The 16,268-nt window shown below is 69.2% G+C and carries 12 protein-coding genes; 6 read left to right on the top strand and 6 right to left on the bottom strand.

Annotation, left to right across the window (positions count from 1 at the left end):
* The first annotated feature begins 28 nt into the window (after positions 1-28).
* The 6 genes from ABZS61_RS16155 to ABZS61_RS16130 all read left to right on the top strand — a co-directional run bounded on the left by ABZS61_RS16155 (position 29) and on the right by ABZS61_RS16130 (position 7,646).
* The gene (locus tag ABZS61_RS16155; protein WP_351180313.1) at positions 29-691 is read left to right on the top strand and encodes a response regulator transcription factor; all 663 of its coding nucleotides are present in this window, start codon (positions 29-31) and stop codon (positions 689-691) included.
* A 114-nt stretch (positions 692-805) separates the two neighbouring features.
* Positions 806-2,086, top strand: coding sequence for a ribonuclease D (locus ABZS61_RS16150; protein WP_356420439.1), 1,281 nt, complete (start codon positions 806-808; stop codon positions 2,084-2,086).
* A 342-nt stretch (positions 2,087-2,428) separates the two neighbouring features.
* The gene (locus ABZS61_RS16145) at positions 2,429-3,658 is read left to right on the top strand and encodes an acetyl-CoA C-acyltransferase (RefSeq protein ID WP_356420437.1); all 1,230 of its coding nucleotides are present in this window, start codon (positions 2,429-2,431) and stop codon (positions 3,656-3,658) included.
* Positions 3,655-5,784, top strand: coding sequence for a 3-hydroxyacyl-CoA dehydrogenase NAD-binding domain-containing protein (locus ABZS61_RS16140; protein WP_356420435.1), 2,130 nt, complete (start codon positions 3,655-3,657; stop codon positions 5,782-5,784). Before ABZS61_RS16145 ends, ABZS61_RS16140 begins: the two co-directional genes overlap by 4 nt.
* A gap of 333 nt (positions 5,785-6,117) precedes the next feature.
* Positions 6,118-7,224, top strand: a complete 1,107-nt coding sequence (locus tag ABZS61_RS16135; protein WP_356420433.1) for an LCP family protein — start codon at positions 6,118-6,120, stop codon at positions 7,222-7,224.
* Between the two features lie 17 nt (positions 7,225-7,241).
* On the top strand, positions 7,242-7,646 hold the full coding sequence (locus tag ABZS61_RS16130) for an NTP pyrophosphohydrolase (protein WP_356420431.1): 405 nt from the start codon (positions 7,242-7,244) through the stop codon (positions 7,644-7,646).
* Between the two features lie 14 nt (positions 7,647-7,660).
* On the opposite strand, the gene ABZS61_RS16125 is transcribed toward ABZS61_RS16130, so the two are convergent.
* The 6 genes from ABZS61_RS16125 to ABZS61_RS16100 all read right to left on the bottom strand — a co-directional run bounded on the left by ABZS61_RS16125 (position 7,661) and on the right by ABZS61_RS16100 (position 16,251).
* Positions 7,661-9,130 (bottom strand): amino acid permease, encoded by a 1,470-nt coding sequence (locus ABZS61_RS16125; protein WP_356421110.1) that lies wholly within the window; start codon positions 9,128-9,130, stop codon positions 7,661-7,663.
* 305 nt (positions 9,131-9,435) lie between these two features.
* Positions 9,436-11,349: a 1-deoxy-D-xylulose-5-phosphate synthase gene (dxs, locus tag ABZS61_RS16120; protein WP_356420428.1), complete on the bottom strand. Its 1,914-nt coding sequence runs from the start codon at positions 11,347-11,349 to the stop codon at positions 9,436-9,438.
* A gap of 217 nt (positions 11,350-11,566) precedes the next feature.
* A complete protein-coding gene (locus ABZS61_RS16115) occupies positions 11,567-12,844 on the bottom strand; it encodes a sugar ABC transporter permease (RefSeq protein WP_356420425.1) in 1,278 nt (425 codons plus the stop codon).
* Entirely contained in the window at positions 12,841-13,629 is a 789-nt protein-coding gene (locus ABZS61_RS16110) for an ATP-binding cassette domain-containing protein (protein ID WP_356420421.1), read from the bottom strand. The genes ABZS61_RS16115 and ABZS61_RS16110 overlap by 4 nt, the downstream gene beginning before the upstream one ends.
* A 190-nt stretch (positions 13,630-13,819) precedes the next feature.
* Positions 13,820-14,932, bottom strand: coding sequence for a substrate-binding domain-containing protein (locus tag ABZS61_RS16105; RefSeq protein ID WP_356420418.1), 1,113 nt, complete (start codon positions 14,930-14,932; stop codon positions 13,820-13,822).
* Between the two features lie 119 nt (positions 14,933-15,051).
* A complete protein-coding gene (locus tag ABZS61_RS16100) occupies positions 15,052-16,251 on the bottom strand; it encodes an ROK family transcriptional regulator (RefSeq protein ID WP_356420415.1) in 1,200 nt (399 codons plus the stop codon).
* Positions 16,252-16,268: the final 17 nt, after the last annotated feature.

Below are 16,268 nucleotides of genomic sequence, written 5' to 3'. Positions count from 1 at the left end.
CCCGTCCCGCCACTCCCCAGGAGGCCTGGTGTCCGTTCTCCTCGAGCAGCCCGCAAGCCTGGTCGCCTACCGCCCGAACAAGCCGACGGCCATGGTCGTCGTGGCCGACCCGCGCGTCCGTTCCACCGTCACCCGCCATCTGTGGGCACTCGGAGTACGTGACGTCATCGAGGCGTCGTCCATCGCGGAGGCCCGCCCCCGCGTCAGCAACCCTCGCGACATCTGCGTTGCCGACGTCCACCTGCCCGACGGTTCCGGGCTGACCCTGCTGTCCGAGACCCGAGCCGCCGGCTGGCCGAACGGCCTCGCCCTCTCCGCCGCCGATGACATCGGCGCCGTTCGCAACGCCCTCGCGGGCGGCGTGAAGGGCTACGTCGTCACCGGTACCCGCACCAACATCGGTCACCCCACCCGCCCCGGCGTCGCCCCGATCGGCGCCAATGCCGCCCGTATGCACCGCCGGCCCCCCGGTTCCCCGAGCCACCCGGGCGGCTACCGCGAACTGTCCGGCCGTGAGGTGGAGGTTCTCCGCCTGGTCGCCGAAGGCCAGTCCAACAAGGCCATCGGCGTCTCCATGGGCCTCTCCGCCCTCACCGTCAAGAGCCACCTCGCCCGCATCGCCCGCAAGCTGGGCACCGGAGACCGAGCGGGAATGGTCGCCGTCGCCCTGCGCACGGGCATCATCCACTGACCCCGGTCCCACGGTGCGCGCACAGATGCGCACCAGGCCGGTTTACGCGCATCAGCGCCCGTCGACGGAAGGTTCCGTCGGCGGGCGCAGTACATACACAGATACCCTTGGCATGTGACCGACGCCCAAGAGACCGCAGCAGACACCTCACTGCGAACCACCGGGGGCGCTCCCCCGGACGACGTCGCCCCGGCGCCGATCCCCTTGCTCGAACCGCGCGAGGGCATTCCCCCGGTGGTGGCGACCGACGACGCGCTGGCCGAGGTCATCGCGGCCTTCGCCGCGGGCAGCGGCCCCGTCGCCGTCGATGCCGAGCGTGCGTCCGGCTATCGCTACGGGCAGCGCGCCTACCTCGTTCAGCTGCGCCGCGAAGGCGCGGGAAGCGCGCTGATCGACCCGGTCGGCTGCCCTGACCTGTCGGGCCTCGGCGAAGCCCTCACCGGCACCGAGTGGATCCTGCACGCCGCCACCCAGGACCTGCCCTGTCTGCGCGACATAGGCATGGTTCCCACCTCGCTCTTCGACACCGAGCTCGCCGGACGGCTGGCGGGATTCCCGCGGGTCGGCCTCGGCGCCATAGTCGAGAACGTGCTCGGATACGCCCTGGAGAAGGGCCACTCCGCGGTCGACTGGTCCACCCGCCCGCTGCCCGACCCGTGGCTGCGCTACGCCGCGCTCGACGTCGAGCTGCTGGTGGACCTGCGCGACGCCCTGGAGGAGGAGCTGGACCGGCAGGGCAAGCTGGAGTGGGCGCGGGAGGAGTTCGACGCGATCGCCTCGGCGCCGCCCGCACCCCCGCGCAAGGATCCGTGGCGCCGCACCTCAGGCATGCACAAGGTGCGCCGGCGCCGCCAGATCGCGGTCGTACGGGAGCTGTGGTCGGCCCGCGACCAGGTCGCGCAGCGCCGTGACATCTCGCCCGGCAAAGTGCTCGGTGACGCCGCGATCGTCGAGGCGGCCCTCGCCATGCCGGTCAATGTGCAGGCCCTGACCGCGCTGCCCGGCTTCGGCCACCGCATGGGCCGCCGTCAGCTGGAGCAGTGGCAGGCGGCCGTCGACCGGGCCAAGGAACTGCCCGACTCCGAGCTCCCGCAGCCCGGCCAGCAGCCCGCGGGACCGCCGCCGCCCCGTTCCTGGGCGGACAAGGACCCGGCCGCCGCGGCCCGGCTGTCCGCGGCCCGCACCGCGGTGTCGGAGCTCGCCGAGCGGCTGCACATGCCCCAGGAGAACCTGATCACCCCGGACACCGTGCGCAGGGTCTGCTGGGAGCCGCCCAGGAACCTGACCCCGGACGCGGTCGAGAGCGCCCTCGCCGGGCACGGCGCGAGGCACTGGCAGATCGAGCAGGTCGGCCCGCTGCTGCTGCGTGCCCTGGGCGCCGGCGCGAGCTCCTGACCGCTCACCCCTTGCACTCCTGAACACCCCTGGCCTCCGGGCCGGGGGTGTTCTGTTCGGTTGCGCCGGCTTCGGGGACTTCCGTGGCTTGCATCCGCTGAGGCGGCCTGACGGCACGCGGCAAGGAGCGAATTCACGCCACGTTCGCGGCCCGGACCGCGGCCGTAGAGCTCTCCTCGCACCCGCCCGCCGCACCCGGTCCGCCCACTTCCGGCATGTGACCTTCGCCGCTCCGGCCGTGGGGACTGGGCAGTCTGGTTACCCGCAAGTAGCATGAGGGCGGCGGCGCGCTCCTGGCGTGCCCCGCAGCAGTGCCATCCCGCACCCTGGAGGAGAGCCACCGTGCCTCGTACCATCCGGGACGTCGTCTTCGTCGACGGCGTCCGCACCCCGTTCGGCAAAGCGGGCCCGAAGGGCATCTACCACGAGACCCGCGCCGACGATCTCGTCGTGAAGGCCATCCGGGAGCTGCTGCGACGCAACCCGGACCTGGACCCCGCCAAGATCGACGAGGTCGCCATCGCCGCGACCACCCAGATCGGCGACCAGGGCCTCACCCTCGGCCGCACCGCCGGAATCCTGGCCGGTCTGCCGCAGTCGGTTCCCGGTTACTCGATCGACCGCATGTGCGCGGGCGCCCTGACCGCCGTCACCGCGACGGCCGGTTCGATCGCGTTCGGCGCGTACGACGTCGTCGTCGCCGGTGGTGTCGAGCACATGGGCCGCCACCCGATGGGCGAGGGCGTGGACCCGAACCCGCGCTTCGTGTCGGAGAAGCTGGTCGACGAGTCCGCCCTGTTCATGGGCATGACCGCGGAGAACCTGCACGACCGGTACCCCACGATCACCAAGCAGCGCGCCGACGAGTACGCGGTACGTTCGCAGGAGAAGGCCGCCAAGGCGTACGCCGACGGCAAGATCCAGCAGGACCTGGTGCCGGTCTCCGTGCGCCGCACCAACCCCGAAGCGGGCGAGACGGGCTGGGGCCTGGTCACCGCCGACGAGCCGATGCGCCCGGGCACCACGATGGAGTCCCTGGCCGGTCTGAAGACCCCGTTCCGCGCCCACGGCCGCGTGACGGCCGGTAACGCCGCGGGTCTCAACGACGGCGCCACCGCCTCGCTGCTCGCCGCCGAGGACGTCGCACGCGAGCTGGGCCTCCCGGTCAAGATGCGCCTCGTGTCGTACGCCTTCGCGGGCGTCGAGCCGGAGGTCATGGGCTACGGCCCGATCCCGGCGACCGAGAAGGCCCTGTCCAAGGCGGGCCTGTCCATCTCCGACATCGGTCTCTTCGAGATCAACGAGGCGTTCGCCGTGCAGGTGCTCGCCTTCCTGGAGCACTACGGCATCGCCGACGACGACGCCCGTGTGAACCAGTACGGCGGCGCGATCGCCTACGGCCACCCGCTGGCCTCCTCCGGTGTCCGTCTGATGACTCAGCTGGCCCGCCAGTTCGAGGAGCAGCCGGAGGTCCGCTACGGCCTGACCACCATGTGCGTCGGCTTCGGCATGGGCGCGACGGTCGTCTGGGAGAACCCGCACTTCGAGAACGCAGCCGGAGGCAGCAAGTGAGCTCCACCACCGAGCTTCTGAAGGGTGCAGCCGAGCTGTTCCCCGGTGAAGTCGTCACGCAGGCGCACGTACGCCACCTCGCCCTTCCGGCCGGTGCGGGCAACTTCGCCCTCATCACGCTGGACAACGGCCTGGACCACACCAAGCCGACCACCTTCGGACCGCAGTCGCTGGCGAACCTGAACGCCGCCATCGACCAGGTCGAGAAAGAGGCCGCCGAGGGCACGATCACCGGTATCGGCATCACCGGCAAGCCGTTCATCTTCGCGGTCGGCGCCGACCTCAAGGGCGTCGAGCTGCTCAAGGAGCACAAGGACGCGCTGGCCATCGGCAAGGGCGGCCACGACGTCTTCCGTCGGCTGTCCGGCCTCGCGGTCCCGACGTTCGCGTACTACAACGGCGCGGCCATGGGCGGCGGTGTCGAGGTCGGTCTGCACTGCTCGTACCGCACCGTCTCCAAGGCGCTGCCCGCGTTCTCGCTGCCCGAGGTCTTCCTCGGCCTGGTCCCCGGCTGGGGCGGCTGTGCGCTGCTCCCCAACCTGATCGGTGCCGACCGCGCGGTCTCGGTGATCATCGAGAACTCGCTGAACCAGAACCGTCAGCTCAAGGGCAAGCAGGTCTTCGAGCTCGGGATCGCCGACGCACTCTTCGAGGGCGCGGACTTCCTGGAGCAGTCGCTGATCTGGACCGCGTCCGTGCTGAACGGCTCGCTCACGGTGGAGCGCCCGGAGATCGACCGCGGTGAGGCCTGGGACCAGGCCGTCGCCCGCGGCAGGGCCATCGCCGACTCCAAGGTGCACGGTGCGGCCCCGGCCGCGTACCGCGCGCTGGAGATCATCGCGGCGGCCAAGGACGGCGACCTGAGCGCCGGCTTCGACGCCGAGGACCAGGCCCTCGCGGACCTGATCATGGGCGGCGAGCTGCGCTCCGGGATCTACTCCTTCAACCTGGTCCAGAAGCGCGCCAAGCGCCCGGCCGGTGCCCCGGACAAGGCCCTGGCCCGTCCGGTCACCAAGGTCGGCGTGGTGGGCGCGGGCCTGATGGCCTCGCAGCTCGCCCTGCTCTTCCTGCGCCGCCTCGAGGTGCCGGTCGTCCTGACCGACATCGACCAGGCACGCGTCGACAAGGGTGTGGGCTATGTCCACGCCGAGATCGAGAAGCTGCTCGGCAAGGGCCGCATCAACCAGGACAAGGCCAACCGCCTCAAGGGCCTGGTCTCCGGTGTGCTGGACAAGGCCGAGGGCTTCTCCGACGCCGACTTCATCATCGAGGCCGTCTTCGAGGAGATCGGCGTCAAGCAGCAGGTGTTCGCGGAGGTCGAGGCGGTCGCCCCGGCGCACGCGATCCTCGCCACCAACACCTCGTCCCTCTCGGTCACCGAGATGGCGTCGAAGCTGAAGAACCCCGAGCGGGTCGTCGGCTTCCACTTCTTCAACCCGGTCGCGATCCTCCCGCTCCTGGAGATCGTCCGCGGCGAGCTGACCGACGACGCCTCGCTGGCCACGGCCTTCGGTGTCGCCCGCAAGCTGAAGAAGACCGCGGTCCTGGTGAAGGACGCCCCGGCGTTCGTCGTCAACCGCATCCTCACCCGCTTCATGGGCGAGATCCAGAACATCATCGACGAGGGCACCTCGGTCGAGACCGCGGAGAAGGCCATCGAGCCCCTCGGTCTGCCGATGTCCCCGCTGGTGCTCCTGGAGCTGGTGGGCCCGGCGATCGGTCTGCACGTCTCCGAGACCCTGAACCGCGCCTTCCCGGAGCGCTTCACCGTCTCCGAGAACCTGGCCGCGGTGGTCAAGGCCTGCAAGCGCGGCTTCTACGTCTACGACTCCGGCAAGCCGGAGCTGGACCCGGAGGTCGCCGCCCTCCTCAAGCAGGGCGACACCGTCCTGTCCGAGGAGCAGGTCCGCGACCGCGTCCTGGACGCGGTGGCGCAGGAGATCGGTCTGATGCTGGACGAGGGCGTCGTCGCCGAGGCCCAGGACATCGACCTCTGCCTGATCACCGGCGCGGGCTGGCCCTTCCACCTGGGCGGCATCACGCCGTACCTGGACCGCGAGGGTGTCTCCGAGCGGGTCACGGGCAAGAAGTTCCTGGCGCAGGGCGTGGCGAGCGTTCCGGCGTAACCGCGTACTTCTCCCACGGACGGGCCGCACAGGGATCTTTCCCTGTGCGGCCCGTCCGTTCGTGTGTGCGAAGCGGGGCGCGAGGCCTCACCTCGGCACGGTCACCGACACGTTGACGACCCGTCACGCAATCAACCACGTCATGCGGGGCGAAGGGCCGCACATCACCCGCATCATCCGCCCCAGGTTCACGTGGTTCACCTGCTCCATCGCCTGTCTGTTCTATAGTGCTCGGTCAGTCGAACTTTTTTTACGGGCCGGTCAAACCCCCCACCCGGGTCCCACGTACTCCCCTGCCCGCAACGGGCAACGAGATTTGAGGACTCGACCACGATGAGCCACGACCAGAGCACACCCGGCCCTCGCCAGGATTCCTCGGCTTCGCAAGCGGGAGGCCGTGGCCGCAAGAAGGGACGCGGGCGCCACCGCGGCCTCAAGATCACTCTTGGCGTCGTGCTCGTCCTGCTGCTCGCCGGCGGCGGCACGGCGTACTGGATGTACCAGGACCTCGACGGCAACATCAAGGGCGTCGACATCAACAAGGCGCTCGACGAGAAGGACCGCCCCGAGAAGCTCCCCACCACCGGGCAGAACCTGCTGGTGCTGGGATCGGACTCGAGGGCCGGGGCTGAGAACAAGGAGCTGGGCGGCGGCGGCAGCGTCGGCGGCGCCCGGTCCGACACCGCGATGGTGGTGCACATACCCGAGGGCCGGACCGAGGCCGTCGCCGTGTCCATTCCGCGCGACACCCTGGTGACCCGTCCGGAGTGCAGCAAGGCCGATGGTTCGAAGATGCCGTCCGCCGGGCGCGTGATGTTCAACTCCGTGTACTCCCAGGTCGGTCCGGCCTGTGTCGTCAAGACCGTGGAGAAGATGTCCGGGGTCCGGATCGACCACTACCTGGAGATCAACTTCGCCGGGTTCAAGGATCTGGTCGACGCGATCGGCGGCGTCACCGTCGAGGTCGAGGAACCGATCCGGGACAAGGCCTCCGGGCTCGACCTGGCCGCCGGCTCGCACAAGCTCGACGGCACCGAATCCCTCGCCTACGTCCGGACGCGGCACGGCATCGGTGACGGCAGCGACCTCGGCCGGATCGGGCTCCAGCAGCAGTTCCTGCTCGCGTTGCTGACCGAGATCAAGTCTCAGGACCTGCTCGGCAGTCCGACGACCGCGTACAGGATCGCCAACTCGGCCACCAAGTCGCTCACGACCGACGAGGGGCTGGCCTCGCTGACGTCCCTCACCGAGTTCGCCCGCTCGATGAACGGCGTCGATCCCTCCTCCATGGAGACGATCATGCTGCCGGTCTCGTACGACAAGCAGGACCCGAACCGCGTGGTCGCTGCGGAGCCGCGGGCCGGTGCTCTGTGGAAGGCGATCCGAACGGACGGCACGATTCCCGAGTCGGCCAAGAAGTCGCCGGCCACCGGCGGCTGACCTGGCATCCTTCGGGGATGACCGGTGAGAGGACGCTCGTGATCGTCGACGCCGCCAATGTGGTGGGATCGGTTCCCGATGGTTGGTGGCGGGACCGGCGCGGGGCGGCCGAACGGCTGCGGGACGCGCTGGTCCCCTACGCCGCCGAAGGGCTGCCGGGGCACGCCGGTCCCGTCGAGCTCGTACTGGTCGTGGAGGGTGCGGCGCGTGGGGTCGTGTCCGTGCCGGGGGTACGTACGGAGGCGGCGCCCGGCAGCGGGGACGATCTGATCGCCGAACTGGCCGCCGCCGCCCGTGGCGTACGGTCCTGCGTCGTGGTCACGGCCGACCGCGGACTACGGCAGCGGGTCGAGGCGTACGGGGCCCGGTGCACGGGCCCGCGTACGGTACGGCCGCTGCCGCCGTCACGGAGGGCCACCTAGGGCGACCTGAGGGTTCAGGAGGCCGTCTCCTTCTGCATACGGCTGTTCCGGCGCCCGTACAGGAAGTAGACGGCCACGCCGATGGCCATCCAGATCGCGAACCGGAGCCACGTCTCGGCCGGCAGGTTCAGCATCAGCCACACCGAGGCCGCGACCGAGACGATCGGGAGCACGGGTACCCAGGGGGTACGGAAGGCCCGGTGCAGGTCGGGGCGGGTGCGGCGCAGGACGATCACGCCGAGGGCGACGACCACGAAGGCGAAGAGCGTGCCGATGTTCACCAGGGTCGCGAGCTCGTTGATGCTCGTGAACCCCGCCACGATCGCGATGATCACGCCGAGCAGGATGGTCGGGCGGTACGGAGTGCCGAATCGCGGGTGCGTCACCGAGAAGAAGCGCGGGAGAAGCCCGTCGCGGCTCATCGCGAAGAACACCCGGGTCTGGCCGAGGAGCAGGATCATGCAGACCGTGGTGAGGCCGACCGCGGCGCCGAAGCTGATGACGCCCGCGTAGAAGGGGTGGCCGACGGCCTTGAAGGCGTCCGCGAGCGGGGCGCTGACGGAGAGTTCGGAGTAGTGCTGCATACCGGTGACCACGAGCGACACGGCGACGTAGAGCACCGTGCAGATGAGGAGCGAGGCCAGGATGCCGCGCGGCATGTCCCGCTGGGGGACCTTGGTCTCCTCGGCCGCGGTGGCCACGACGTCGAAGCCGATGAAGGCGAAGAACACGACGGAGGCGGCGGTGAAGATGCCCATGATGCCGAAGTTCGTCGGTTCGTAGCCGAACATCAGCTGGATCAGCGGGGCGTCCAGGCCCGAACCACCTTCCTGCGGCTGGGCGTCGGGGATGAACGGCGAGTAGTTGGCCGACTTGATGAAGAACAGGCCCGCGACGATCACGATGCCGACCACGGCCAGCTTGATGGCGACCACGACCGTCGTCACCCGTGCGGAGAGCTTCATGCCGAGCACGAGGATGACCGTCAGGATCAGGACCAGCACGAAGGCCAGGATGTCGAAGCCGAATCCGTCCGCCACGTCGGGACCGGAGAGCGCGTCGGGCATCGTCCAGCCGATGTTGTCCATGAGCGAGCGGACGTAGCCGGACCAGCCGACCGCCACCACCGCCGTGCCCAGGGCGAATTCGAGCACCAGGTCCCAGCCGATGATCCAGGCGACGAGTTCGCCGAGGGAGGCGTACGCGAAGGTGTACGCGGATCCCGCCACGGGAACGGTGGAGGCGAATTCGGCGTAGCAGAGTGCGGCCAGGGCGCAGACGACACCGGCGGCCACGAAGGCGAGAGCGGTCGCGGGGCCCGCCGTCTCCTTGGCGACCTTGCCCGTGAGAACGAAGATTCCGGTGCCGATGATGACGCCCACTCCGAAGACCGTGAGGTCCAGCGCGGAGAGGGATTTCTTGAGCGCGTGCTCCGGTTCCTCCGTGTCCCTGATCGACTGTTCGACCGTCTTCGTCCGAAACAGTGTGTTCACCGGTCTGCCTCCGTGATCGTCCGTCGCCGCGTCCTCGCGTTACCCGAATCACGGTCATGATCGAGACGGCGCGCGGCTGAGGGGAGGCGGAAGGGGGCGATTCACCCGATGGGGCACGGGAGAGGGAAACTTTCTCGGCCGAACGGAGTACTGCGGGCACACACGGCACCCGTTCGCGCCCCGGCCGGTGAAAGCGCCCACGGGACACGCCCTCACCTCCCGGTGACCACATGGCTGCGCCCCCTCGACTCCGTACGGAGCGAGGGGGCGCAGTCGCCGTGCCGGCCGGTGCGGCGTCAGTCGCGCACGGGCTCCACGGCCCGGCTCTCGTACCGGCCGTCCAGCTTGGCCACCAGTCCGGTGACCTGACGGGCGATGTCCGGTGCGGTCAGGCCGATTTCGGCCATGACCTCCTTGCGGGAGGCATGGTCGAGGAAGACCGGCGGGATTCCGAAGTCGCGCAGGGGTACGTCCACCCCGGCGTCCCGCAGGTTCTGGGCGATGGCGGAGCCGACACCACCCGCCCTGCTGTTGTCCTCGACGGTGACGACGACGCGGTGCTGTGCGGCGAGCGGGGCGAGTGCCTCGTCGACGGGCTTGACCCAGCGCGGGTCGACCACCGTCGTGGAGATGCCCTGGGCGTCCAGCAGCGCGGCGATCTCCAGGCACATCGGGGCGAGCGCGCCGACGGAGACCAGGAGGACGTCCGGAGCGTCCGTGCCCGCGTGGCGCAGCACGTCCATGCCGCCGACCGTGCCGACGGCCTTGACCGCCGGACCGACCGCACCCTTGGAGAAGCGGACGACGGTCGGCGCGTCGTCCACGTCGACGGCCTCGCGCAGCTGGGCGCGGACCTGGTCGGCGTCGCGCGGGGCGGCGATCCGCAGGGTCGGCACGCACTGCAGGATCGACATGTCCCACATGCCGTTGTGCGAGGCGCCGTCCGTACCGGTGACTCCGGCCCGGTCCAGGACGAAGGTCACACCGCACTTGTGCAGGGCGACGTCCATGAGGACCTGGTCGAAGGCGCGGTTGAGGAAGGTCGCGTAGACCGCGAAGACGGGGTGGAGTCCGCCGGTGGCGAGTCCGGCCGCGGAGACCGCGCCGTGCTGCTCGGCGATTCCGACGTCGTAGATCCGGTCCGGGAAGGCCTCCTCGAACCTGCCGAGGCCCACGGGCTGGAGCATGGCCGCGGTGATCGCGACGATGTCCTCGCGCTCGTGGCCGAGCTTGACCATCTCCTCGCCGAAGACCGAGGTCCAGTCGAGGCCGGAGGTGGAGATGGGCAGGCCGGTGTCGGGGTGGATCTTGCCGACGGCGTGGAAGCGGTCGGCCTCGTCCTGGAGGGCCGGGGTGTAGCCGCGGCCCTTCTCCGTGAGGCAGTGGACGATGACCGGGCCACCGAAGCGCTTGGCACGGGTCAGCGCGGATTCCAGGGCCTCGATGTCGTGGCCGTCGATCGGGCCGACGTACTTGAGGCCGAGGTCCTCGAACATGCCCTGCGGGGCGATGAAGTCCTTGAGGCCCTTCTTGGCACCGTGCAGGGTCTCGTACAGCGGCTTGCCGACGACCGGCGTGCGCTCCAGGAGATCCTTGCCGCGGGCCAGGAACCGCTCGTACCCGTCGGTCGTGCGCAGGGTGGCGAGGTGGTTCGCGAGGCCGCCGATGGTCGGGGCGTAGGAGCGCTCGTTGTCGTTGACGACGATGACGAGGGGGCGGTCCTTGGCGGCGGCGATGTTGTTCAGCGCCTCCCAGGCCATACCGCCGGTGAGCGCGCCGTCACCGATGACCGCGACGACGTGGTCGTTCCTCTTCAGGACCTCGTTGGCCTTGGCGAGGCCGTCGGCCCAGCCGAGGACGGTCGAGGCGTGCGAGTTCTCGATGACGTCGTGCTCGGACTCGGCGCGGGACGGGTATCCGGAGAGGCCGCCCTTGCTCTTGAGCTTCGAGAAGTCCTGCCGGCCGGTGAGCAGCTTGTGCACGTAGCTCTGGTGGCCGGTGTCGAAGAGGACCTTGTCCTGCGGGGACTCGAACACCCGGTGCAGGGCGATGGTCAGCTCGACCACGCCCAGGTTCGGGCCGAGGTGGCCTCCGGTCTTGGACACCGCGTCGACGAGGAAGGTACGGATCTCCTCGGCGAGCTGGTCCAGCTGCTCGAGGCTGAGCCGGTCCAGGTCGCGCGGTCCCCCGATGCGGGTCAGCAGGTCCACCCGTGCCTCCTTGCGTTTGAGCTGGTCGAGCGTGCCGATCCGATGAGTCTAATGTTCCGTCGGCGGCGTCGGTCATCGGGCAGCGCATTCCGCGTGCTGCCGCGGGTGCGTTCGGCCTCGTGCCACGGGCGCGTTCCGCGCCGTGCCGGGGCCGGACATGAGTACGCGCACGTGCCCGGCACCACGAGGGATGCCGGGCACGTGTGCGGAACCGCGGTCAGGCGCGGCCTGCGGTCTTCTGCGTCTTGCGGGTGACGGAGTCGATGACGACCGTGGCGAGAAGCACACCACCGGTGATCATGTACTGGACCGGCGTGGCGATGCCTTCCAGCGACAGGCCGTACTGGATCGAGACGATGACCATGACACCGAGCAGTGCGTTCCACGTGCGGCCACGGCCACCGAAGAGGCTGGTGCCACCGATGACGGCTGCGGCGATGACGTTCATCAGCAGGTCACCGGTGCCGGAGCCCTGGTTCGCCGCCGCGATCTTGGAGGCCCAGAACAGGCCGCCGATCGCCGCGAAGGTACCGGCGATCGAGAAGACCGAGATACGGATCGCGGTGACGTTGATACCGGCGCGGCGCGAAGCCTCGACGCTGCCGCCGAGTGCGAAGATCTTCCGGCCGTAGGAGGTGCGGCGCAGGACGAAGTCCGAACCCACCAGGACGACGAGGAAGAGGACCAGCGCCAGCGGCAGACCCCGGTACTGGTTGAACATGAAGGCCGCGGCGAAGGCGAACACCGCGAGCACCACGGTGCGCACCACGATGTCGGTGGTCGGCCGGGCCGGGATGCCGGCCGCCTCGCGGCGGCGGCTGTCCAGGAACGCGGAAAGGAAGTAGCCGATCACGGCGAGGGCCGCGAGGCCGTAGGCGGCTGCCACGTCCGTGAAGTAGTACGTGGTCAGCTTGCCGACGACACCGTCGCCGTCCAGGTTGATCGTGCCCGTGTCACCGAGGAGCTGGAGCATGAAGCCCAGCCAGAACAGCAGGCCCGCGAGGGTGACGGCGAACGCGGGTGCGCCGATCCTGGCGAAGAAGAAGCCGTGGACGGCTCCGATGACCGCACCGCTGACGATGGCGACCAGGACGGCCAGCCACTCGTTCATGCCGTTGGTCACACTGAGTACGGCGACGACGGCGCCGGAGACACCGCTGACGGAGCCGACCGAGAGGTCGATCTCGCCGAGCAGCAGCACGAAGATGATGCCGACGGCCATCATGCCGGTGGCCACCATCGTCACGGCGATGTCGCTGATGTTCTTCGCGGAGAGGAACTCGGAGTTCAGGCTCTGGAAGATCACGCAGATGATGATCAGGCCGATGACCACGGGGATCGAGCCGAGGTCTCCACCGCGCATCTTGCGCTTGAACTCGGTGACGTATCCGCCGAAGCCCTGCTCGCGCACGAGCAGCCGCGGGTCGACCGCGGTGTCCGCGCCCTTGGCGGCCTCCGGGTTGATCACTGCGGTGGACGTCTTGTCGGTCTTCACTTCTGGACCTCCGCGTTGCGCGCCGCACGACGGGTCACGGCGTTTTCCGTGGCGCCCGTGATGGCGGAGATGATCTCTTCCTGCGAGGTGGTCTTCACGTCGAAGACCCCGTTGTTCCGGCCCAGCCGGAGCACGGCGACCTTGTCGGCGACGGCCTTCACATCGGCCATGTTGTGGCTGATGAGGATGACCGCGTGGCCACGCTCGCGCAGCCGCTCGACGAGGTCGAGGACCTGGGCGGTCTGCTCGACGCCGAGGGCGGCGGTGGGCTCGTCGAGGATGACGAGCTTGGGCTCGCCGAGCATCGAACGGGCGATGGCGACGGTCTGGCGCTGACCACCGGAGAGCGAGGCGATCGGGATGCGGACGCTGGGGATGCGGATCGACAGCGTGCTGAGGAGCTCGAGGGAGCGGCGCTCCATCTCGACCTCGTTCAGGACTCCGAACTTGCGGATCTCCCGGCCGAGGTAGAGGTTGCCGACGACGTCGATGTTGTCGCAGAGCGCGAGGTCCTGGTAGACGGTCGCGATGCCCAGCGTCTGTGCGTCGTTCGGCTTGTCGATCTTGACCGGCCGGCCTTCCCACTCGATGACTCCGTCATCGATGGGGTGGACTCCGGCGATCGTCTTGACCAGCGTTGATTTACCGGCGCCGTTGTCGCCCACCAGGGCGACCACCTCGCCGGCGTGGACCTCAAGCTCTACATCGGTGAGCGCCTGGACGGCACCGAATCGCTTGGAGACCCCTCGCAACGCCAACACGGGCGTAGCGGACACGTGAACCATCTCCTTCGCCGCCTGACCGGCGGGGATGCCGCGCCTGGGGGAAGGCGCGGTGGTCGAGCAGAAGAGTATGAACTGAAGAAGCGTTCCGTCCGGCGCCCCGCCCGGTAGCGGGACAGTTGGTGGGCGGGGCGCCGGACAGGCTTCGGGGCAGACCGTGCGGGACCGTCCTGCGGGCGGTCTCGCGGGGGGCCTACTTCAGACCGGCGGCGTCGCAGGCGGCCTTGTACTTGGCCGTGCAGATCTCGTCGATCGTGTAGATGCCGTCCTTGAGGACGGTGTCCTTGATGTTCGCCTTGGTCAGCGAGACGACCGGGACGAGGACGGTGGGGATGCCCTTCGCACTGCCGCTGTCGATCTTCGACGTGGCGATGGTGTCGAGCTTCTCGCCCTTGGCCAGCGCGACGGCCATCTCCGCGGCGATGACGCCCTCCTGCGGGTACGGCTTGTAGACGCTCATGAACTGCTCACCGGTGACGATGCGCTGCACACCGGCGAGTTCGGCGTCCTGACCGGTGACCGGCGGGAGCTTGGAGAGACCGGCGGCCTTGAGGGCGGTGATGATGCCGCCCGCCATGCCGTCGTTCGCGGAGTAGACGCCGGCGATCTTGTCCTTGCCGAGAGCCGTGATCGCCGCCTCCATGTTGGCGTTGGCGTTGGTCGGCTTCCACTCCTTGGTGTCGTACTCCTTGCCGTACGTGACCTTGCCGTCGAGCTCGGCCTTCGCACCCTTCTTGAAGAGCGCTGCGTTCGGGTCGGTGATGGCACCGTTCATCATCACGATGGTCGGCTTCTCGGCGTCGCCGAGGGCCTCCAGCAGGGCCTTGCCCTGGACGTGGCCGACCTCTTCGTTGTCGAAGGAGGTGTAGGCGTCGATCGGGCCCTCGGCGAGGCGGTCGAAGGCGACGATCGGGATGCCCGCGTCCTTGGCCTTCTTGATGCTGTTCTCGATGGCCTTGGCGTCGACAGCGTCGACGATGAGCGCGTCGACCTTGTTCGTGATCATGGTGTCGACCTGCTGCGCCTGCAGCGTGGCGTCCTGCTTGGCGTTGGCGTAGACGACCTCGCCCTTGCCACCGGTCAGCTCGCTGACCTTCTTCTCGATGATCGGCTTGTCGAACTTCTCGTAACGAGCCGTCTCACTCTCGGGAAGGAGCAGACCGATCTTGAGATCGTCGCCCTTCTTGCCGGAGCCGGTGTCCGTGGTCTTGTCGCCCGACTCCTTGGCACTCCCGCAAGCAGCAAGCGAGACGGCCATCGTGGTGGCGGCAACGGCAACGGCGGCACGACGCATACGCGTGTTCATTTCGAACCTCCCTGACGAGGCCGCGACGTTGCGGCCGAGGTGGGTTGGAGTCAACTCGGCCGCGCCGCCAGCGTCAAGGAGTAAATCCTTAACGAGATGACAACGGTGCCATTCGTTATCTAAGTGAAGGCAGGAGTCCCGACAGGGGCCGTGCTCTCCAAAAGGGTTGAATCACCCATCTCGTTGAGAACGAGGGCCAGCGCCCCCAGCACTTCGGCCCGGCCGCCGAGCGCTCCGGGCAGCACCGAGAGCTGCCGCGCCGCACTGGGGATCGCGTACCGGGAGACCGAGTCGCGGATGGGCCCGAGCACCAACTCGCCCGCCTCGGCGAGTGATCCGCCGAGCACCACCCGGCTGGGGTTGAGCAGGTTGCAGAGGTTGGCCACACCGCTCCCGATGTGCCGTCCCACGTCCCCGATCACCCTGCGGCATCCCGGGTCGCCCTCACGGGCCAGCTGGACCACCCGCTCCATGGTGAGCTCGGGCCCGTGGCTGGGCTGCAGGAGGGGCAGGACGTACCGGGCGGCGGTGAAGGTCTCCAGGCAGCCGCGGTTGCCGCAGCGGCACACAGGGCCCGATTCGTCGAGCGTGATGTGCCCTATCTCGCCGGCCGTGCCGCCGGGCCCGCGGTAGATGTGCCCGTCGATCACCAGACCGGCACCGACACCGCTGGCGACCTTGATGTAGGCGAGGTCCTTGACCCCCCTGCCGCTGCCCCAGACCAGCTCGCCCAGGGCCCCGAGGTTGGCATCGTTGTCCACGTACACGGGCACGCCCAGGCGGCCGGAGAGTTCCTGGCTCGGGTTGATGCCCGTCCAGCCCGGCAGGATCGAGGTGGAGCCCAGCGTGCCGGACTCGACATCGATCGGTCCGGGTACGCCCAGACCGACGCCGATCACCTTCCCGGGGCTGATCCCGGTGGTCTCGATCAGGCGGTTGACCAGCTGTTCCGCCCGGCCGAAGCCCTCCGCCGACGAAGCATCGACGTCCAGCGGCTCGGATTCCTCCGCCAGCACCTGGTGGGCGAGGTTACCGATGGCCACGCGAAGGTGAGTATGTCCGAAATCCACCCCGATGACAATGCCCGCGTCCCCGCTGAGGGAGACGCTCCGGGCGCGGCGTCCGCCCGCCGAGGTGGGGGTCACCTCGACCGTGCCGCCGTCCTTCAGTTCGCGAACGATATTGGAGACAGTGGCCGCGGAGAGGCCGGTGCTTCTGGCGATCTCCGCTTGGGTGAGCGAACCCGCCATACGCACGGCGCGCACAACCCGCTCGAGGTTGGCGCGATGCAGAGATGTCTGCGACCCCGGAGTCTCCATTGACCCACCCTTATCCG

It is taken from the genome of Streptomyces sp. NPDC005566 (genome assembly GCF_040605575.1).
Classification (GTDB): Bacteria; Actinomycetota; Actinomycetes; order Streptomycetales; family Streptomycetaceae; genus Streptomyces.
The sequence above is the reverse complement of the archived record's forward strand: the minus strand, read 5'-3'. Positions and strand labels throughout refer to the sequence as shown.

Bases quoted from the DNA above. Each gene is read 5' to 3' on its own strand.
- ABZS61_RS16135 (WP_356420433.1), top strand. From the start codon at position 6,118: ATGAGCCACGACCAGAGCACACCCGGCCCTCGCCAGGATTCCTCGGCT.
- ABZS61_RS16130 (WP_356420431.1), top strand. From the start codon at position 7,242: ATGACCGGTGAGAGGACGCTCGTGATCGTCGACGCCGCCAATGTGGTG.
- ABZS61_RS16110 (WP_356420421.1), bottom strand. From the start codon at position 13,629: ATGGTTCACGTGTCCGCTACGCCCGTGTTGGCGTTGCGAGGGGTCTCC.
- ABZS61_RS16105 (WP_356420418.1), bottom strand. From the start codon at position 14,932: ATGAACACGCGTATGCGTCGTGCCGCCGTTGCCGTTGCCGCCACCACG.
- ABZS61_RS16100 (WP_356420415.1), bottom strand. From the start codon at position 16,251: ATGGAGACTCCGGGGTCGCAGACATCTCTGCATCGCGCCAACCTCGAG.